We start from the raw sequence: 18,471 nt of genomic DNA, 5'->3' as shown, positions 1-18,471 counted from the left end.
AGTACATTTGTCGGAAAAGCTAATGTCGCGTCCGCGATGATACGATATATAAAATATAAGGAATTAAAAATCGTAAGGATAGAGCAGATAGCATGTAAATAGAGCATCATGATGGATGGTTGCAGCAGGAAGGGAGTACAGACACAAATGAAGGCGATTTTAATTGATGATGAGAGGTCGGCATTAACCTACTTGGAACGGTTGCTGGAGGCGGACGGACGGTTAACGGTAATGGGCAAATATACGTCTGCACAAGCGGGGCTGGATCATCTGGCGGCAGAACGTGCGGATATTGTTTTTATAGATATCGGAATGCCAGAGATGAATGGTCTGGAGGCCGCCGAGTGGATTCAACAGCTGGATTCTCAGATTCATATCGTCTTTGTGACCGCGTACTCGGAATATGCTATTGAAGCGTTCGAGCTGCAAGCACTGGATTACTTGTTAAAGCCCGTTCATGCCCGGCGGCTATCCAAAACGTTAGATCGGATTGCAGCCACGCTGGCTGATCCCCGTTCTTCCAGCTTGGGAGTTACAGCAGAGCAATCCCCCAAGGTACGTTGTTTTCAAAAGCTTGAAATTTTGGAGGATGGACAGGAAGCCGTAGGAGCGAAACCATTCAAATGGCGCACATTAAAGTCACAGGAGCTATTTTCTTTTTTACTACACCATGAAGGGGAATGGGTGAGCAAAGAACAATTGCTAGATGCGCTGTGGCCTGAATATCATTTGGACAAGGCTGTTGTTCACCTGCACACGTCCGTTTATCAAATCCGCAAGGCGTTGAAAGAACGGATGCAAGATACGAAGCTGGAATATAATCTGGATCGCTACCGCTTGAACCGCAATGGCTGGATTACAGATGCGGAGCTATTCGAGCGGGGAATATCCGAATGGGCTGCATCCGGTAGCGGCGGTACGCCGCGTATTGAGAGCCTGTTGGCTCTATACCGTGGCAACTATCTGGAAGAGCACGATTACCCGTGGGCGTATGCAAAAAGGGAGAAGCTGCGCAGTATGTATCTGGCATGTGCTTCTGAGTTGGCGAGAGAAGAGCTTCGCTCAGGTTGTACCCGGCAGTCTGTTCAGCGCTTACTCAGCCTACAGCAACGGGAGCCGTACTCAGACGATATCTGCGGTCTGCTGCTGACCGCCTATGCCCAACTGGGCGATTATACCGCTGCTCAAAAGCATTATGAAAGCTTCGTCCGTATACTGGAAGATGAGTTGGGTATTGAGCCGCAGCAGGTGACGCACCAGTTGTACGTGCAATTGAAAACACAGACGCTACCTGCGTAAACTGCTGTACTGGCTCAGGTAGCGCTCAGAAACTGCTTCAAGGGAATATCCTCTTGGAGTGTTTTTTTATAGATGGAAATTTCGTTTTTTTTTTTTGTGTGAATCACCGAGCCTCTTTACTCTAAGATCTGATATTCGCCGATACTTATTTTCTACAGCGGCATATTCATATAGCATATCTCTTCGCATTTGAGACGTAATTGAGAGGTTTAAGGAACTCACGTATATATTTAAGGAGGTATTGCATTGGGAAGAACGAGACGAACTGGCTTTAAGAATAAAAGAATTTCGGTGGTCGTCAGACAATCTTCTTCAGCTCAGACAGGACAAGGCGGTAACCCCATTTCGATCAATGCTTCGGATGTTGGGGTAGTAAGAACAGATATTAAAAACAAATAATCGATTTGAGTAGAAGCTCATATTCGACGTAAAAAGACCACCGGGAACAAGTTAACTATCTTGTTCCTGGTGGTCTCGCTTTTTTACCTGTATTCAACAGGTACTTTCATCAGCATCCGCCTATAGAGGCTTATGCCTTTCTTCTACTGAGCAGGGCTGCCTTCAGCACAGCGTATCCGTAGGGTGGAAGCTTGGCATGCAACCCCTTTGCTCCTATGGACCACTGGCTTTCGCCAAAGGCTAATTCCCATTCCTGCTCAGGAATGTCCAGTTCAAAAACGTGATCCTCATCGGAACGATTGAGCAGCACGAGCATTACTTCTTCCTCGCTACGGCGCTCGTAGGCAAGTGAGGTGTCCTCTGGCTGTGCCTCCAGAAAGGTGATGCTTCCCTGATCACGGAGGACAGGGTGCCCCTTACGAAGCGCAATCAGCTCGCGGTAAAAGTCGAACAGCTCGCGGTCCTGCTTGTCGGTGTCCCACTCCATACACTTGCGGCAGCCTGGATCGGCATCTCCATCCAGACCGATCTCATCGCCGTAATAGATGCAGGGTGCGCCCATGTACGTGAACTGGAACAGGGCGGCCAGTCGCATCAGCCGCTTGTCATCCCCGCACAGTGTCAGCAGGCGTGGTGTGTCGTGGCTATCCAGCAGATTGAAGGCAACCTCGGATGCTTGCTGCGGATAGCGGGCCAGCTGTCGTCCGATGGCGAAGGCAAAGCTTTGGGCATCGGTCACTTTCTTGACGAAAAAATCATTCACCGCGTAGGTGAACGGATAATTCATCGTTGCATCGAATTGGTCCCCCTGAAGCCATTCAGACGATTCATTCCACATTTCACCCAAAATGTACGCATCCGGATTGGCCTGCTTGACCGTAGTGCGGAATTCCCGCCAAAAGGCGTGATCCACCTCGTCTGCCACATCCAACCGCCAACCGTCGATGCCGATTTCTTCGATCCAATGCTTTGCCACCTCCAGCAGGTACTTTTTCACCTCAGGATGTTCGGTGTTCAGCTTGGGCATCATCGGTTCCAGCCCGAATGTATCGTAGGTCGGTATGTCATCCGCCACTTCCAAGGGAAAGCTATGTACATGGAACCAGTCCCTGTAAGGCGAGGCTTCGCCTTTTTCCTGCACGTCAACGAACGGTTTAAAAGTACGGCCTGAATGGTTGAACACCGCATCAAGCAGCACCCGAATTCCTCGTTCGTGGCAGGCATCGACCAGTTTTTTCAATGTCTTTTTGTCCCCGAAATGCGGGTCCACCTCCATATAATCCTCGGTATCATATTTATGATTGGTCGTTGCCTTGAACACAGGGGTCATATATATGGCGTTAATCCCTAGCTCGTTCAAGTGATCCAGGTGATCCAGAATCCCCTGTAGATCGCCACCGAAAAAATTGTCTCTTTGTGGCGTTCCGCCCCATGTCTCTGCACTTTCTGGGCTGATGGAGGGGTCACCGTTCGCAAAACGTTCCGGGAAAATCTGATAAAATACAGCATCCTTCACCCATGCAGGTGGCTTCAGAATATCAATCGGGTTCAAAAACGGATATTGGAACAGACTGTCTGCGTTCTGGGGTTCCTGGGTGGTGAAGTCGTCCTCGTTCATCCAAATACGTTCCTCACCGTCTTCTAGCAAAAATCCATATTTCAGCCGACGGTGAGTAGGTTTTACGCTGCATTCATAGTAATCAAACCTGCCATCGGTAGCGAATTTGGACATCGGGACAAGTTGTCGGGTGCGGTCCCAATCGTATTTATCTCCGGTGAGAGCATGAACGGTATTCAGGTCATTTTTCTTCGCACGTAGCCGTAGAAATATCGTTTCATCATTATAACCAAAAGCCCAATTGCGTTTCGGGTGATGGTATATCGCTTCCAGCAGCATCGGGTAGGCCTCCTTTTTTCACGAGCATTCAAATTTGAAAATGTGAAGCGTATGTCGTATAAGGTAGTTATTAACCTTTTTAAGTGGGTCATGTACCATAAATGCTATAATGCCCATTACATAAAAGAAAAACGATAAGTAGGTGCCCATGATGAAAACAAATGTGTTATACATCGAAGATGACCAGGATATTGGTGCTTGGACGCATCAGTATTTGGAAGAGCGGAATTACGCTGTAGTATGGCTTCGCAGCGGGGATGGGGCTGTGGAGGCAGCCCGTACGTGCCAACTCGTGATTTTGGATGTGATGTTACCCGGTCTGGATGGATTCACCATGGGGAAGCGGCTCAAGAAGGAGTACCCGGAGCTTCCCATTCTCATGTTGTCTGCCCGTACATCCATTGACGATAAGCTGCAAGGATTGGATTTCGCCGACGATTATGTAACCAAGCCCTTTCACCCGGATGAGCTCATAGCACGTATGGAGATTTTGCTGCGCCGATCGGGAACCGTGCCCGAAGAATCCTTACAACTGGGGCATCTCTCTGTGTTCTCTCCTGATAACCGTATTGTGAACCGTGATACCGGGGAGGAAATTACACTGACAGGTAAGCAATATCACATCTTTGCTTATTTGCTGCGGCATTTGGGCCAAATTATGACAAAAGAGCAAATGTATGAAGCGGTGTGGGGAGATCCATATATCGACGGAGACAAAACTTTAATGGTCCACATCCGACACCTTCGCGAAAAGCTGGAGATCGATCCCGCGACACCCCGCATCATTGAGACGATCCGTGGTGTAGGATATCGGGTGAAAGCATAATGAGCAGGACGCGCAAGGATTGGAGGAGGCTACACCCCAGCTCTAGGCCGGGTCAGGGAGGTCGGTTTCGCAGTTCACTGTTGTTCCGTTATCTGGTCATTATTGTGGTTGCTATGATGCTGTTGCCCATTGTGTTGCCTGCTACAGCCTTGATATATAGCGTGTTATTGAATTGGGGGACGGAGCTCAAGCCTAAAAACACTTACTATCCCTCTACTACCCATACCGAAAATAGCTGGCATCGCGAAGCTGTAGCTTTGAAGGGAGCCACACCAGAGCAAATCTCAGCCCATCTGCGCAAAATACAACAAGATATGTTCCCTAACTCACAAATGTTTTGGGTGGATGCCGCAGGTAAAACAAGGTTGGAGCTACCGACACAACCTAACATGCCAAAACAATGGAACGCTGCGCAGGCTATAGCTTTTATGAAGCAAGCAAGCTATGAGGGGCCGTTTACGGTAGTAGCCTTTATTGGCGGGGGCAAGAATGATGGGAATCAGGGCTATATGGTATTAAAAGTACCTCGCTCGTTCTTTGAACAGCCACCTACAGATAGTAGCATGTTCATGTACTATCTCTTTTTTATCGTATTGATTCTGGGCGCTTTTATATTCGTATCTCTTCTGTTTTTTGGAGGCATTCGGCGTAGACTGTTGCAGCTTCAGGCCGCCATGTCGCAGCGAGGAGAGGATGGCTTGCCTATTCTTGTTGCCACTGGACGCCCGGATGAAATTGGCAAGCTGGAAGAAGCATTTAATCAGATGGTCGAGCAGTTGGCAGAGAGTCGGGGACGTGAGCGTCAGGAGGAAGAGCTGCGGAAGAGGCTGGTCGCGGATCTGTCACACGATATTCGGACACCGCTTACGGTCGTGCGTAGCCATCTGTATACACTAGATGGTGAAAATCTGAGCAGCAGAGGGAAACAGTCGATTACACTGATGGAAAACAAGCTAAAAGACCTTGGGAGTCTGATCGATAATCTGCTCACCTATAATCTGCTAGCTAGTGGAAAATACACTATGAATAACACACCGCGTGATATCCTGCGGCTAGTGCGGGAGTGTGTAGCCAGCTGGTATCCGGTGTGGGAAAAGGAGGGCTTTGAAGTGGATATCGACCTGCCTGAACATAGTATGGTGTGGAATGTCGATGAGCAAGGCTTCCGTCGTCTGCTGGACAATCTCTTTCAAAATGTAGTTCGCCATGCTGCCTCAGGCCGATTTATCGGTGTTCAAGTACAGAAAGATAATGGGACAGAGGCATTGGTTATCACAGATAAAGGGCCCGGTATGGAGCAACATTCCAGTGAAAAAGGGGCCGGGATCGGTTTGGCGATTACAGAACTGCTGGCTCGCGAAATGAATTTGGAGAGGGAGATTTTCAGTTCATCAGCCGGGACCCGAATCCGTTTTTTAAACAAAACTTAAACTCAGAGTTCCCTTGGCTTTAAACTTGGCACGTTACGATAGGTGTCGAGGTGAGGAACTTGAACGAATACATTATTGAAACGAACAGTCTCAGCAAAATATACAAAGGCCGCGCGGCGGTTAATCAGCTGGACCTGAAAATAGCTCGGGGAGATATTTACGGATTTCTGGGTCCCAATGGAGCGGGGAAAACGACAACGATCCGCATGCTGCTTGGACTTATTCGCCCAACTCGAGGAACGATCCGTATATTCGGCAAAGATATTCGCAGACATAAGCTCGATATCTTGCGTAAAGTCGGCTCGTTGGTGGAGTATCCTTCGTATTATGGTCATTTGAACGCAATTGAAAATCTGGAGGCCATTCGCCGTATTTTGAATGTACCCAAGCAAAACATTGCGGAAGTGTTGGAGGTCGTCCGACTGACCAAGCATGCCAAACGTCCAGTCAAAGGCTACTCCCTGGGCATGAAGCAGAGACTGGGTATTGCAGCAGCCCTGCTTGGGAATCCCGAAGTGCTCATTTTGGATGAGCCTACGAATGGTTTGGACCCGGAGGGTATTCAGGAAATGCGCACATTGATTCAGGCGATGCCCAAGCAACGGGGGATCACCGTGCTGGTATCCAGCCATCTGTTGAGCGAGGTAGAGCATATGGCGAATACTGTGGGTATTATCCGTGAAGGAGAGCTGGTCTTTCAAAACACAATTCATAATCTCCGTCAGGAATCCGCCGGCGGAATTCGGGTCGTAGTGTCGGAACCGGAAGCAGCCCAATTGATTGCGCGTGAGCAGGGGTATCATTCGGTGAAGGACGGCTCGGCGCTGGATTTCGAGAACATGAATGATGCGGCTGTTGCACTGCTGGTCAGAAGATTGGTCGAAAATACGCATGCCGTATACCGTGTAGAGGAACGCCGCAAATCGCTGGAGGATATGTTCATGCAAGTGGTGGGCAAAGGAGGAACTTCCTTATGATGCTGCGGGCGCTCACGGCGGATCTGCTCAAAGCACGCAGAAAGGGAATCTGGTTCCTGGTGTTTCTCGGTCCCCTTGGGCTGGTGGCGATGCAAGCGCTGAACTTTGGACTCCGCTATGACTATCTGATTCCGCGATACAAGGGCCATTTGTGGGAATCCTTGATGGATAACATCGCTATGTTTGTCCCCCTTGCGCTGGTGTTAGGAGCCACCATGGTCGCTTCCATGTTGGCGAATGTGGAGCATATGTCCAATTCCTGGAAGCAGCTATTGGCCTTGCCGATTTCCAAATTTAGCGTCTATATGGCCAAGCTGACGCTGGCGATCGGGATGCTGTGTGTGTCCTGTGTACTCCTGACGGTAGGGACGTGGGGACTGGGCATGCTACTCGGCTTCGGGGGAGAGCCGGCGCCGATTGGAGAATTACTGCGGCTTGGATTTTGGCCTTTAGGCGGCACGCTGCCTATGCTCGTATTATTGTTGTGGTTAACGGTCACGTTCCATAATCAGGCTCTGCCTGTAACACTGGGCATTACGTTAGGCATCGGCAGCTTGTTTGCTTCACAGCTGTCCGAATGGTTTCCGTTGGCCTGGCCTCAATTCGCATGGGTTGCACCTCAAGCGTGGATGTTTGCGTCCGTCGGGTGCGGAACGGGTGTGCTTCTCAGCCTGCTGACAGCGGCCCATTTTAGCCGAAAGGATGTGGCGTAATGTTCGGAGGATATGTACGGCTGCTTTCTGTTGAACGTATGAAAATGGCGAAATCGCCCGTCTGGCTCCTTGCGCTCGTCAGCCCAGCGATTGCCGTCTTGATTGGTTTGCTGGCAAACCCGGGAGGGAATTGGCAGGTGTTGTTGTCTGCCATGCTTACAGTTCATGCGCTGCTGTTCATGCCGATGCTGACCGCCGTATTTGCATCTCTGGTCTGCCGATTCGAGCATGGGGGCGGCGGTTGGAAGCAGCTGATGTCATTGCCATTGTCCCGCACGAGTCTGTATGCGGCCAAGCTGACAATCATTATGGCCTTGGTCGGATTGACCCAGCTACTGTTCGGAGGAGCGTTGCTGGGTGTTGGAGTTGTGCAGGACATGAACGGACCGATTCCATGGGCCGTGATCGCTCAAAGTTTGCTCGCCGGTTGGGTAGCCTGCCTGCCGCTGGCTGCGTTGCAGTTGATGGTGTCCTTCCTGTGGTCCAGCTTTGCCGCACCGCTTGCGTTGAATTTCGTCTTCACCGTGCCGAATATTCTGGTCGCCAATTCTCAAACCTACGGTCCGTACTATCCATGGACACAGCCTTTATTGGCGATGATGCCGAGTGGAAGAGACAACTTCGGGGCATTCATGGTGCCAACGGACACACTGTTGACGGTTATAATGGGTAGCTTTGTCGTATTTACGTTGGCGGGACTGACAGTATTTCGTTATAAAGAGATATAGGGCGAAATACGGGGATTGCAAAAACTCCTTATCCTCAATGAGGGTAAGGAGTTTTTTTACTGTGCTATTGGTTTACACTAAGCCTGAAATGGCACGGATATTATTGCTGATAAAGTGGCAAGAGGCGTCGAACTTCGCTTGTTCTTCCGGACTTAGCTCCAGCTCGATGACCTCTTGAATTCCTCTGCTGCCGATAATCGCCGGAACGCCCGTGCAGACATCGGTGTGCCCGTACTCGCCGTCCAATACAGCAGAGACCGCTATAATTTTACCATCATCATTTAAAATGGAACGTGTAATGTACGCCAGCGCATTGGCAATACCAAAATAAGTGGCGCCTTTGCGGGTGAAGATCTCCCAGCCTGCATCCCTGGTCTTACGGGCAATGTCGTCCAGATCGACGTGGCTGAATCGTTCCTTATGCTGACGCAAAATGTGTAAAAGCGGCTTGCCGCCAATCGTTACGTGTGACCAGGCAACGAATTGGGATTCGCCATGTTCGCCAAGCGCATACCCTTGTACGCTACGTGGATCTATGGAAAATACTTCAGAAAGCAACGTCTTGAGTCGGGATGAGTCAATGGAGGTGCCCGTGCCGATCACCTTGTTGCGCGGCAGACCGGATATACTTTGTACCATATACGTTACAATGTCGACAGGATTAGCGGCAATGACGAATATACCGTCGAAACCACCCTCCATAATCGCTGTTACAATCTCTCTGGTAATAAGCACTGCGTCATCCAGCACAGATAGGCGGTCTTGACCCGGTTTAGGGTTGGCTCCAGCCGTTATAATCACAACGTCCATATCCGTACAGTCTGCATACGTGCCTGCACGTACCTTGGTACGTGTGGACGTAAAATCCATACAATGGGACAGATCCAGTGCATGGGCCAAAGCCCGATCATACGTGCGGTCAATCATCATGATCTCATCACAAATGGACTGATTAACCATTGAGTAGGCACAGCTCGAACCGACCATTCCCGCGCCGACAATAGCTACTTTCCTTGCCTTCCCCTTCATCTATGTTGCCTCCTCGTTCCAGCGAACGTTAATATGCTACAAATTATGCCTGAAATCCATTTTACGTTACATAACATAACATATTGCTGATCTTTTGAAAATATCCATTTTTTTGTCTCCATTCTGGAAAATTAAAAATGAACTGTGAATAGAGGTGTCTTTCTAGGATTAATTGTAGAATGAACGTAAATTATCAATACTTTTACTGGAAGGTAGGAGAGGACATTTCAATTTATATTTAAGGTGACCGCTGTATAAATTATAACATGGACTATGTTGATGGAAGGAATGGTGCCATAGAAATCATAAAAGTGTGACATTTATGTGACGCTCTTTAAAGAGTCTGAAGGGTACATGAAACAGAAGTATTCTCTGCAATGTCGTTTCTTGTATTTCTACAAAATTCCGTTATGACAAAGGTTCTTAGCAGTCTGCAATATTAGAACATTTTTGCCAAAGGGTTTCCAATGGTTTTCGCGAATTCTACATATACAAGCTAATTTCTTTCCATACCATCCGGGGAGGTAATGATTAAATGGAAGAAAGCAAATCGACGACGGAAGCAGCAAAGCAGTTGGGAATCGGGGCGAGTACCCTTCGTAAATATGCAGCGGCGCTGGAGGAGCAAGGGTATGTGTTTCAGCGTTCCGCGAATCAATCGAGAATGTTCAGTGCTGAGGATGTTGAGTGCTTGAAAGTGATGCGGAGGGCATTGCGTGAGCAGCATATGACGATGGAGCAGGCGGTTCAGGTGGTGCTTGAGAGAGTGACCGCCCCCTTTCAAATGGAGGGTGAGGAATTCCGCTTGCCACCCATCTCGGATGCGGAGTCACTGACCGCAACTTGGGAAGAAATAATGGCGGCAGCTGAGGGTAGGGGAGAGACGGTCATGCAGGCGCAAGCTGCTGCTATGGTTGAACTGACAGAGTTACAGGATGAAATGAATGCTCAGGAACTGTCAGAGGAACCCATGCAGCTACAGTCGCAGGAGAAGTTCCAGACTTTGGCATCTACCATTGAGTATAGATTGGAACAAGCGCCTGTATCCGTACAAACGCAGGAGTCCGTAGAGCCGCAAGAACTGGCACAGATGCAGGACATGGTGCAAAACGCTTTGTTGGAAATGCGGAGCCGTTTGGAGGAGCTGGAAGCAGAGCACAGCCGTTTGGTGGAAAAGAATATCAATCTGTCTAACCAACTGGAGGACCAAAAACGCTGGATGAAAGAAAGGATCGACGAGGAACGGGACCGGCAGTTAATTACGAATTTGCGTACCTACCAGGGCAGGCAACGAAAATCGCGCAGTTCGTTGCTGTCCTGGCTTGGTCTGACACCGCGCAGACGCAGAGAGGCATAACCAGCATCTTTTCTGATAAAGACCATCAGACCTTCCCGGTTCTGATGGTCTTTTATCGTGGATGGTATAATAACGGAATACAAGAATACAAGAACAAGCCGCATAAGAAACGTTGCTGCGGCATGTAAAGGAAAGGATATAAGTATGTTTGCTTGGTTGCGGAACGCATATGAATCATGGATGGATTATCCGAAACAGCCTGGTGACTTGCTGAGCGGACGTTATGATGTTTGTTCGCTTTTAGGCATGGGGAGCTATGGTCTGACCTATCTCTGTCTGGATCGGCACAGCGGACAAGAGGTGGCGGTGAAATTGCCCAGACCGAGCAAACGGGCGAAGGCAGTTCAGCTATTGCAGCGAGAGGCTCATATTATGCGGCAGATGGAACACCCCTATATTCCGAAGCTACTCGAAAGTGTAGAACATTCGAACGGAATATATGTAGTCATGGAATACATCTCTGGCATGACGCTGGAGGAGCTTATATTTGAACAGGAGCGTTCCTTTACAGAACAGGAATGCGTTGTCTACATTTTGGAGTTAATGGAGCGAGTTCTGCATGTGCATGAGTGGGGCTATATCCATCGGGATATCCGCATTCCCAATGTGATTCACCGCGAGGGGAAGCCTTACCTGATCGACTTTGGTCTTGCTCTGGCTGTGGGAGAGCGACAGGAGGATGTATTTACCGAATCCATGCTGGAAAAACGCGCACTCGAGCGACAAGATGTCGCCGTCTACAGCGATTTGTACGATGTCGGACATTTAATGCTTTTTATGCTGTATAGCAGTTACGAGCTTCAGCCGGATCAACCGCCAGCAAGCTGGCAGGAAGAATTGAAACTGAGTTCACCTGTGCGTCATGTGCTGGAGCGTCTTTTTCAGATTCGGCCACGTTATGAGAATAGCCGACAGTTTATGCAAGAGCTGGAGGAAGCATTGTTGCTGCTAGAGGTTAACCCATAATGTTAGTCCCTAAAAATAAACAGGCATTCGCCGCAAAAATGGGGGAATGCCCCCCTTACGCATTTGACCAGGTCTACATACAATGATCCTGTAAATGAGCGAAGGGAGTGTTGTAAATGAGTCATATGTGTGGAGTAGGCGGTATGGGTTGCGGCGTAGGAGCATGGACCTCTGTAGGAGCGATTCTGGTTCTGTTTATTTTGCTGGTGATCATCTCTAAAACCCTGTTTCTGTAATTTCGGTCATAACCGATTTCCTGTAAAATGCACAGATGTTGCCCTGCATAACGAAGGGCGCACAACAATAAAGCGAAGGCCCTTGAGATGAGAAGGGTCTTCGCTTTATAGGGTTTGAAGAAGCCTGTGGCATGCTTCTTGTGGTACGCTCTATTCCGTCGCTACTTCTTGTTGTTTGGCTAAGAACTGGAGTAATGACGGCGTTTATCTTTGTAATATCGGTGCCCATTGTGGCTATTCTTGTAACCGTCTGAAGAAGAATGGTGTTTACGTTCACGTTCGTAATAACGGTCTGAGCTGCTGTATCGCCGCTTATGAGAATGAGAGGTGGAATGTAGCAGGCGGTGCAGTAATTGTTTAAGCATCGTCTAATCCTCCTTCTTACCCTGCCCAACTGACATAGACAGGTTTTTATAAAACGGTAATACGCAGCAGCGTTAGAACAGGTTCCACTAATTTAAGATTGTAGGGACTTGGCCTGAAATTCCGCAATATCCTTGAACTCTTCTTCGAATTTACGTGAAATGCGGATATAAATCGGTAGTAAATCGCGATAAATATCCACGTGTTCTGCTACAGGTTTGTGCTGGTGAGTGGTACCGATCATACCGGACACAGCATCCAGCGAATCAATCCGTCCCAGCGCGTACAAGCCCAGTATAGCTGCGCCCAGACATGAGCTTTCCAGACTTTCAGGGATAATGACTTCCTGATCGAAAATATCCGCCATGAGCTGTCTCCATAGCTCCGAGCGTGCAAATCCACCAGTGGCGTGAATGACTGACGGTCTGTCGATGACTTCTTCCATGGCGAGCATGACGGTATACAAATTGAACAGCACACCCTCCAGAGCGGCGCGAATCATATGCTCTTTTTTGTGACGCAGGGACAGACCGAAGAAGGAGCCGCGAGCATTCGGGTCCCACAGGGGCGCACGTTCACCGGATAAGTACGGAAGAAAGAGCAGACCGTCGGAGCCAGGACGTACCTGTTCCGCAATTTGGGTCAGCACATGATATGGATCAAGTCCCAGTCGTTTGGCCGTTTCCACCTCAGAGGCTGCAAATTCATCCCGGATCCAGCGGAAGACTATACCTCCATTGTTCACAGGGCCGCCGATGACCCACAGCTTTTCGGTCAAGGCGTAACAGAAAAAGCGCCCTTTGGCATCCGTGAGCGGCTTATCAACTACGGTACGGATGGCTCCGCTGGTGCCGATGGTAACCGCGACAACTCCAGGTTTGATCGCATTCACACCGAGGTTGGACAAGACACCGTCGCTGGCCCCGATTACAAAAGGAGTCGTCTTCAGTAGACCCATGTCATGCGCATAGGTCTCATCCAGCCCTTTGAGCACATGAGTTGTCGGCACCAACTCGGATAGCTGCTCCTTCGTCACACCTGCAATGTGCAGTGCTTCCTCGTCCCAGCCCAGCTGCTGCAAATTCATAAGTCCGGTTGCAGAGGCGATCGAATGATCCACGACATATTGGTGGAATAACCGGGCAAAGACGTACTCCTTAATGGAAATGAATTTGTACGTCTGGGACGCAACATCCGGTAAATCCCGCGTAATCCACATCAGTTTCGTTAGCGGTGACATGGGATGAATGGGCGTTCCGGTACGTAAGTAAATATCGTGTCCGTTGTATTCATGTTTGAGCGCTTCGGCCCATTTGGCGCTACGGTTATCTGCCCAAGTAATGGAGGCGGTCAGTGGTTTGCCGTTCTTATCCACCGCCAGTACGCTGTGCATGGCCGAACTGAAGGAGACGAACAGCACATGCTCGGCTGACACTCCGCTTTGTTTCATGACCTCTTGCACCGTCGTCACGACAGCTTTGAAAATATCTTCCGGGTCCTGTTCTGCCGCATCCGGCTCAGGCGTATGGAGCGGATAGCCCACATGGTGCTGGGCGGCAATAATGCCGTTTTCTTCGAACAGCACCGCTTTGGTACTGGTTGTACCGATATCGACGCCGATCATATATCGGGTGTCTGTCATATTCAATCTCCCCTTCACTTACCGTTATTAGCTCATTATCGTTAAATTAACACACTCAGCAGCATAATCAAACCGAAAGCGACCAGGGAGAGGATGGTTTCCATAACGGTCCATGATTTTAGAGTCTGCGGAACCGTCATATTGAAAAACTCTTTAATCATCCAAAAACCGGCGTCATTCACATGAGACAAGATCAGCGACCCTGCTCCTGTAGCAAGGACGACCAGTTCGACATTCGTGCCGGGTGTAAGTGCCAGCACAGGTGCGACAATACCGGAGCCTGTCGTCATCGCGACTGTCGCTGACCCAGTGGCTACACGAATGAGCGCAGCGACCAGAAAAGCAAATACAATCACATTCATATGGGCTCCCGTAGCGACCGCTGCAATGGCCTGACCTACACCGCTGTCGATCAATACCGTTTTAAATGCACCACCGCTCCCGATAATTAAGATAATAGAGGCTGTTGGTGCCAGACATTCACTGGTAAAACGGGACAAGTCCTCTTTCTTTAGACCACGTGCATAGCCTAGCGAGAAAAAAGAAAACACGGCCGCAATTAGCAATGCCATAACCTCATCACCAATGAATTTGAAAAATACAGTGAGTGGATGTGTATTGGCCGGGTCTACGATTTCAGCGACTGATCCGCTAAGCATTAGAATAACAGGCAACAAAATGGTGAACAAAGTAATCCAAAAAGGAGGCAGCGACCGTCCCGTCGTATTTCTGAACTGCTCGTCCAGCCTCTCGGAAGGTCTGACCATGATTCTTTTGCCAATCAAAGCGCCGAAGACCGGGCCTGCAATAATGGCGGATGGAATGCCCACGATGAGTGCATATCCTATCGTGCGTCCAATATTGGCGTTAAAGGCTTCAATTGCGATCATCGGAGCCGGGTGGGGTGGCAAAAGACCGTGTACCGTCGATAGTCCTGCCAGCATTGGAATACCGATTTTCAGCAGAGACATATTCATTTTACGGGCAACCGTGAACAGGATGGGAATTAATAAAATAATACCAACCTCAAAAAATACCGGAATTCCCACGATAAAGCCTACGATCATCATCGCCCAATGAACGCGTTTTTCACCAAAACGATCCATCAGTGTGGTCGCGATGCGTTCGGCACCGCCGGATTCTGCCATCATTTTACCGAGCATGGTGCCTAAACCGATCACGATGGCGATGGAGCCGAGTGTACTGCCGAGCCCCTTGGTGATGGAGGCAGTAACTTCATGTCCCGGCATCCCGTTAACCAGTCCGAGAAATACCGACGAAAGCAGTAGTGAAACGAAGGGATTCCATTTGAATTTGGCAATCAGCAAAATCAAAAGAATGACGGTAACTAGCGCCCATATGAGCAGGGACGCGTTATGGCTCAAGCCGAATAATGTGTTCATGAAGTAATGCTCCTTATTTATATATGTTTAGCCAAATGTATACTTGTCGACAACTTCAATTAAAAGAGAACCGCGCCAGCAAGAAACGCATAAAAGCGCGGTACATCGGCTCTTTGTCACGCATGTTGCGGCTAGGACGATGTCTTTCTGTAGGGAGACAGAACGCTATCGTTAACCGCGTTGCGGGTATCTCGATAATGATCCTCAATAAATCCGGACATCTCCTGAGCATTCCCTTGATTTAAAGCGTTTGCAAAGGTTCGATGTTTGTGAATCGTGACTTGTGATTCTTCGATGTTGGACGCAAATCGTTGTTCTGTTGCAGCTAACATGACGGTCAGGATTAACTGTCTCATACCGTTCCAGGTATGAAGAATACGGGTATGGCCTGCTTCCAGAACCAGAGCCTCATGAAAATTAAAATCCTGAAGAGAAAATTCAACGACATCCCTGTACTTGAGAGCGACTTCCATTTTGTCAATCATCTGATTCAAAGAAGTCACTAATGCTGCATTATCACTATGTACATACCTTTGTACAACAAAATGCTCAATCAGCATTCGCACATCGAATAGCTCCTCCATATCACTGGGTGTCATGCCGACGACAACCGCCCCCATGCGCTCCAAGCGGATCAGTCCTTCGCCCGAGAGTGCCTTCAAGGCTTCACGCACCGGAGAACGACTGGTACCAAAATCGGCGGCAATCTGATTCTCAGATAGCACAGTGCCTGGTGTCTGAATGCCGCGTATAATCTGAAGCCGAAGTTCACAAGCAATCCTTTCCCCAAGCGATGCGCCCTGTAACCAGGTTGTTGGATATTTCATAGGATACTCCTATCATGGAAATGATTTTGCATACTGGTATACAAGTTACGGAGTATTATATACCCCGTTTAAGATCCTTGTAAACGGTATCAATTGACATCGGTTCCATTTCGCTGCTTTTAGCGTTACAATAGAAGCAGAAAAAAGAAGCAGTGAAAAGTGGAACGAACACGGAAAAGAAGGAGACCGTTTAATGATTATCATTAAAACCAAAGAACAAATTGAAAATATGAAAAAAGCTGGAGACATTTTGGCTGCTTGCCACCGGGAAATTGCCAAAATGATCAAGCCAGGCATTACGACACTGGAAATCGACGCTTTCGCAGAATCCTTTATGAAGAAGCATGGCGCAACGCCGGAGCAAAAGGGCTATAACGGCTACCAGTTTGCAACATGTGGCTCACCTAACGATGTGATTTGCCACGGCTTTCCGAATAAGACACCGTTGAAGGACGGGGACATCGTGACGATCGACATGGTTGTGAACCTGAATGGCTGGCTGGCAGATTCCGCTTGGTCGTATGCGGTGGGTAATGTGTCTGAGCAGGCGCAAAAGCTGCTGGATGTTACCAAGGAATCGCTGTATAAAGGGATTGAGCAAGCCGTTATCGGTAACCGAATCGGAGATATTTCCCATGCGATACAAACCTACGCGGAAGCAGAAGGCTTCTCGGTCGTACGCGAATTTATTGGGCACGGCATCGGGGAAGAGATGCATGAGCAACCGCAGGTTCCACATTACGGACCGCCGCACCGTGGACCACGCTTAAAAGAGGGCATGGTCATTACAATTGAGCCGATGCTCAACACAGGCACATACCGCAGTAAAATTGATGCGGACGGCTGGACCGCACGCACGTTGGACGGCGGTTTGTCTGCGCAATACGAGCATACGCTGGCCATTACAGCAGATGGTCCGATCATTTTGACCCAGCAATAAAAGTAGGCATTCATCGGTGGCATACAGACTACCGTGGTGAATGACAGTCAGTCTGGGCGTGTTCATCTGCCTCCCCGAACGCCAGAGTCAGCGTGAAGAGCTGATCGAGCAGCAGATCGGATGCTGTACACTGCGAAGACAGAGGGACGCAATCGAATAGCTCCTTTTTCCGGAATGCATAATGTAGACCTGATAGACCAAAAAGACCAAAAAGACACGGCTCCTGTTGGGAGAACGTGTCTTTTTGGTCTATACAGCAACATGCGAGCATGCATGTTAAAAAACCGTTTGTCAGGTGCGAACTTCCGCCTCGTTCGGAACGAACTGACGATATTGAAAATACATACGAAGCCGCCAGTGTAACAAGGTCCCGAAGGCTAGGATGAAAAATAGCCCTGCTGTCTGCGGAATGGTAATATAATGCTGAATAAATTCATGCAGCAGCAATCGGATGATCAGCAGGCTGATCAGGATAAAAAAGAAGGTACGTGAGCGTTGCACGAAAACCAGCCCTTCTTGCAACTCAAATTTGGTGCTGCGGATCAACGGGTAAGAAAAAATAAACCAGCCGACCAGAAAAGCACCCAGCGCCCAAAGATAGGGAACCCGTACCTCCGGCACCACAAACATCATAAAGCCGGTGCTCATGCCGAGCGGAGGGATGATGATTTTTTTGGCATTAATCGGGCGATGACCTGTCTTCATGCGGATGAAAATAGCCGAAATAGCGATTAAGATCATACCGAAGGTTGCGCCATATTGCAGCAATGGGGTGCTAATATGAAACATGGACTGGCCCCCTCTATAAGGAATATAAGCGTTATTGGACAGACTGCAAACCTTTTACATTATACCACATATGCAATGGATATATTTAGTTACAGTCTTTCCTCGGGCAAGCGGATTATACGCCTCTTGGTGGTAACGGGTCCTATAATTAGGTCTCTTTCATACTTATGCGAGTTCCTTTGCTTGTACCTCTCCTTGAGCTGATTTTTTCTCCTGACGCATGATATAACCCATGGCTGCAATAATAAGGATAAAGGCGATCAGTGCGAGAAAAGGAATGGTGATAAAATCGAACCAGTTCAGGTAATCCTGTTCACAGGATACTCTGCCGCAGGAAGTTGAAGTTTGCGCAGCTGCTTTGGCGGCTGCATGGATGCGCTGAATGATAAAATGATAAGCTGAAATCGCGCCTCCAATGATAGCCAACGGCATGACGTAACGACGTATCCCCGAATCTCCTCGAAAATATGCAATTCCGAGCAGAAGGGTCAGGGGATACATCAGAATGCGCTGAAACCAGCACAGCTTACAAGGCTCATACCCCAAAATCTCGCTGAGATACAGACTGCCCAATGTGGCCACACAAGCTACAACCCAGGCGGCAAACAAAGCAATATCCGTTTTTTTAAACGATCCAATCATAGTAACGC

19 protein-coding genes are annotated in these 18,471 nt (G+C 48.8%); 11 read left to right on the top strand and 8 right to left on the bottom strand.

All coding sequences use genetic code 11. The features are described 5' to 3' along the window. Positions 1 to 147 precede the first annotated feature (147 nt). Positions 148 to 1,299: a response regulator gene (locus ACQW03_RS08900; RefSeq protein ID WP_441949354.1), complete on the top strand. Its 1,152-nt coding sequence runs from the start codon at positions 148 to 150 to the stop codon at positions 1,297 to 1,299. A 246-nt stretch (positions 1,300 to 1,545) separates the two neighbouring features. After that, complete coding sequence (locus ACQW03_RS08895) at positions 1,546 to 1,698, top strand: hypothetical protein (RefSeq protein WP_179085964.1); 153 nt, start codon at positions 1,546 to 1,548, stop codon at positions 1,696 to 1,698. A 130-nt stretch (positions 1,699 to 1,828) separates the two neighbouring features. Here ACQW03_RS08895 and ACQW03_RS08890 read toward each other — a convergent pair whose 3' ends face one another. Further along, positions 1,829 to 3,595, bottom strand: a complete 1,767-nt coding sequence (locus ACQW03_RS08890) for an alpha-glycosidase (RefSeq protein ID WP_441949352.1) — start codon at positions 3,593 to 3,595, stop codon at positions 1,829 to 1,831. 151 nt (positions 3,596 to 3,746) lie between these two features. On the opposite strand from ACQW03_RS08890, the gene ACQW03_RS08885 reads away from it, so the two are divergent. Genes ACQW03_RS08885 through ACQW03_RS08865 form a run of 5 tightly spaced genes read left to right on the top strand, consistent with a single transcriptional unit; the run spans position 3,747 to position 8,269 of the window. Then, positions 3,747 to 4,421 (top strand): response regulator transcription factor, encoded by a 675-nt coding sequence (locus ACQW03_RS08885; RefSeq protein WP_071639334.1) that lies wholly within the window; start codon positions 3,747 to 3,749, stop codon positions 4,419 to 4,421. Next, positions 4,421 to 5,851: a sensor histidine kinase gene (locus tag ACQW03_RS08880; RefSeq protein WP_441949349.1), complete on the top strand. Its 1,431-nt coding sequence runs from the start codon at positions 4,421 to 4,423 to the stop codon at positions 5,849 to 5,851. Before ACQW03_RS08885 ends, ACQW03_RS08880 begins: the two co-directional genes overlap by 1 nt. A 59-nt stretch (positions 5,852 to 5,910) precedes the next feature. After that, positions 5,911 to 6,828, top strand: coding sequence for an ABC transporter ATP-binding protein (locus ACQW03_RS08875; protein WP_071639336.1), 918 nt, complete (start codon positions 5,911 to 5,913; stop codon positions 6,826 to 6,828). Continuing rightward, positions 6,825 to 7,541, top strand: coding sequence for an ABC transporter permease (locus tag ACQW03_RS08870; protein ID WP_441949347.1), 717 nt, complete (start codon positions 6,825 to 6,827; stop codon positions 7,539 to 7,541). The genes ACQW03_RS08875 and ACQW03_RS08870 overlap by 4 nt, the downstream gene beginning before the upstream one ends. Next, entirely contained in the window at positions 7,541 to 8,269 is a 729-nt protein-coding gene (locus tag ACQW03_RS08865; RefSeq protein WP_209940867.1) for an ABC transporter permease, read from the top strand. The genes ACQW03_RS08870 and ACQW03_RS08865 overlap by 1 nt, the downstream gene beginning before the upstream one ends. 72 nt (positions 8,270 to 8,341) lie before the next feature. Here the strand turns inward: ACQW03_RS08865 and ACQW03_RS08860 are convergent, their stop codons facing one another. Next, positions 8,342 to 9,298 carry an L-lactate dehydrogenase gene (locus ACQW03_RS08860; protein ID WP_028541197.1) on the bottom strand — a complete coding sequence of 319 codons (957 nt, stop codon included), beginning with the start codon at positions 9,296 to 9,298 and terminating at the stop codon, positions 8,342 to 8,344. A gap of 535 nt (positions 9,299 to 9,833) precedes the next feature. On the opposite strand from ACQW03_RS08860, the gene ACQW03_RS08855 reads away from it, so the two are divergent. The 3 genes from ACQW03_RS08855 (at position 9,834) to ACQW03_RS08845 (ending at position 11,857) form a co-directional block, all read left to right on the top strand. Further along, positions 9,834 to 10,655 carry a MerR family transcriptional regulator gene (locus ACQW03_RS08855; protein WP_441949344.1) on the top strand — a complete coding sequence of 274 codons (822 nt, stop codon included), beginning with the start codon at positions 9,834 to 9,836 and terminating at the stop codon, positions 10,653 to 10,655. A 144-nt stretch (positions 10,656 to 10,799) separates the two neighbouring features. After that, a complete protein-coding gene (locus ACQW03_RS08850) occupies positions 10,800 to 11,621 on the top strand; it encodes a serine/threonine protein kinase (RefSeq protein ID WP_441949342.1) in 822 nt (273 codons plus the stop codon). Between the two features lie 116 nt (positions 11,622 to 11,737). Beyond that, on the top strand, positions 11,738 to 11,857 hold the full coding sequence (locus ACQW03_RS08845) for a hypothetical protein (RefSeq protein ID WP_013369112.1): 120 nt from the start codon (positions 11,738 to 11,740) through the stop codon (positions 11,855 to 11,857). Positions 11,858 to 12,036: 179 nt separating this feature from the next. On the opposite strand, the gene ACQW03_RS08840 is transcribed toward ACQW03_RS08845, so the two are convergent. The 4 genes from ACQW03_RS08840 to ACQW03_RS08825 form a co-directional block, all read right to left on the bottom strand. After that, positions 12,037 to 12,222 carry a hypothetical protein gene (locus tag ACQW03_RS08840; RefSeq protein ID WP_071559410.1) on the bottom strand — a complete coding sequence of 62 codons (186 nt, stop codon included), beginning with the start codon at positions 12,220 to 12,222 and terminating at the stop codon, positions 12,037 to 12,039. Positions 12,223 to 12,314: 92 nt separating this feature from the next. After that, positions 12,315 to 13,862, bottom strand: coding sequence for a gluconokinase (gene gntK, locus ACQW03_RS08835; protein WP_441949340.1), 1,548 nt, complete (start codon positions 13,860 to 13,862; stop codon positions 12,315 to 12,317). Positions 13,863 to 13,903: 41 nt separating this feature from the next. Further along, on the bottom strand, positions 13,904 to 15,265 hold the full coding sequence (locus ACQW03_RS08830) for a GntP family permease (protein WP_441949338.1): 1,362 nt from the start codon (positions 15,263 to 15,265) through the stop codon (positions 13,904 to 13,906). A gap of 131 nt (positions 15,266 to 15,396) precedes the next feature. Beyond that, a complete protein-coding gene (locus tag ACQW03_RS08825; RefSeq protein WP_071639342.1) occupies positions 15,397 to 16,092 on the bottom strand; it encodes a GntR family transcriptional regulator in 696 nt (231 codons plus the stop codon). A 193-nt stretch (positions 16,093 to 16,285) separates the two neighbouring features. Between ACQW03_RS08825 and map the strand changes: the two genes are divergently transcribed. Beyond that, positions 16,286 to 17,032 (top strand): type I methionyl aminopeptidase, encoded by a 747-nt coding sequence (gene map / locus ACQW03_RS08820; RefSeq protein ID WP_023986734.1) that lies wholly within the window; start codon positions 16,286 to 16,288, stop codon positions 17,030 to 17,032. 291 nt (positions 17,033 to 17,323) lie between these two features. Here map and ACQW03_RS08815 read toward each other — a convergent pair whose 3' ends face one another. Both ACQW03_RS08815 and ACQW03_RS08810 read right to left on the bottom strand, forming a co-directional pair. Continuing rightward, positions 17,324 to 17,821 (bottom strand): CcdC family protein, encoded by a 498-nt coding sequence (locus tag ACQW03_RS08815; protein ID WP_071639343.1) that lies wholly within the window; start codon positions 17,819 to 17,821, stop codon positions 17,324 to 17,326. Positions 17,822 to 17,986: 165 nt separating this feature from the next. Further along, positions 17,987 to 18,463, bottom strand: a complete 477-nt coding sequence (locus tag ACQW03_RS08810) for a disulfide oxidoreductase (protein ID WP_053324504.1) — start codon at positions 18,461 to 18,463, stop codon at positions 17,987 to 17,989. Positions 18,464 to 18,471 lie beyond the last annotated feature (8 nt).

Origin of the sequence: Paenibacillus sp. DRB1-1, from assembly GCF_052119485.1 — a bacterium.
Classification (GTDB): domain Bacteria; phylum Bacillota; class Bacilli; order Paenibacillales; family Paenibacillaceae; genus Paenibacillus; species Paenibacillus polymyxa_B.
The sequence above is the reverse complement of the archived record's forward strand: the minus strand, read 5'-3'. Positions and strand labels throughout refer to the sequence as shown.

Coding starts and splice junctions, on each gene's coding strand:
- ACQW03_RS08900 (WP_441949354.1), top strand. CDS start 148: ATGAAGGCGATTTTAATTGATGATGAGAGGTCGGCATTAACCTACTTG.
- ACQW03_RS08890 (WP_441949352.1), bottom strand. CDS start 3,595: ATGCTGCTGGAAGCGATATACCATCACCCGAAACGCAATTGGGCTTTT.
- ACQW03_RS08885 (WP_071639334.1), top strand. CDS start 3,747: ATGAAAACAAATGTGTTATACATCGAAGATGACCAGGATATTGGTGCT.
- ACQW03_RS08880 (WP_441949349.1), top strand. CDS start 4,421: ATGAGCAGGACGCGCAAGGATTGGAGGAGGCTACACCCCAGCTCTAGG.
- ACQW03_RS08870 (WP_441949347.1), top strand. CDS start 6,825: ATGATGCTGCGGGCGCTCACGGCGGATCTGCTCAAAGCACGCAGAAAG.
- ACQW03_RS08865 (WP_209940867.1), top strand. CDS start 7,541: ATGTTCGGAGGATATGTACGGCTGCTTTCTGTTGAACGTATGAAAATG.
- ACQW03_RS08860 (WP_028541197.1), bottom strand. CDS start 9,298: ATGAAGGGGAAGGCAAGGAAAGTAGCTATTGTCGGCGCGGGAATGGTC.
- ACQW03_RS08855 (WP_441949344.1), top strand. CDS start 9,834: ATGGAAGAAAGCAAATCGACGACGGAAGCAGCAAAGCAGTTGGGAATC.
- ACQW03_RS08850 (WP_441949342.1), top strand. CDS start 10,800: ATGTTTGCTTGGTTGCGGAACGCATATGAATCATGGATGGATTATCCG.
- ACQW03_RS08845 (WP_013369112.1), top strand. CDS start 11,738: ATGAGTCATATGTGTGGAGTAGGCGGTATGGGTTGCGGCGTAGGAGCA.
- ACQW03_RS08840 (WP_071559410.1), bottom strand. CDS start 12,222: ATGCTTAAACAATTACTGCACCGCCTGCTACATTCCACCTCTCATTCT.
- gntK (WP_441949340.1), bottom strand. CDS start 13,862: ATGACAGACACCCGATATATGATCGGCGTCGATATCGGTACAACCAGT.
- ACQW03_RS08830 (WP_441949338.1), bottom strand. CDS start 15,265: ATGAACACATTATTCGGCTTGAGCCATAACGCGTCCCTGCTCATATGG.
- ACQW03_RS08825 (WP_071639342.1), bottom strand. CDS start 16,092: ATGAAATATCCAACAACCTGGTTACAGGGCGCATCGCTTGGGGAAAGG.
- map (WP_023986734.1), top strand. CDS start 16,286: ATGATTATCATTAAAACCAAAGAACAAATTGAAAATATGAAAAAAGCT.
- ACQW03_RS08815 (WP_071639343.1), bottom strand. CDS start 17,821: ATGTTTCATATTAGCACCCCATTGCTGCAATATGGCGCAACCTTCGGT.
- ACQW03_RS08810 (WP_053324504.1), bottom strand. CDS start 18,463: ATGATTGGATCGTTTAAAAAAACGGATATTGCTTTGTTTGCCGCCTGG.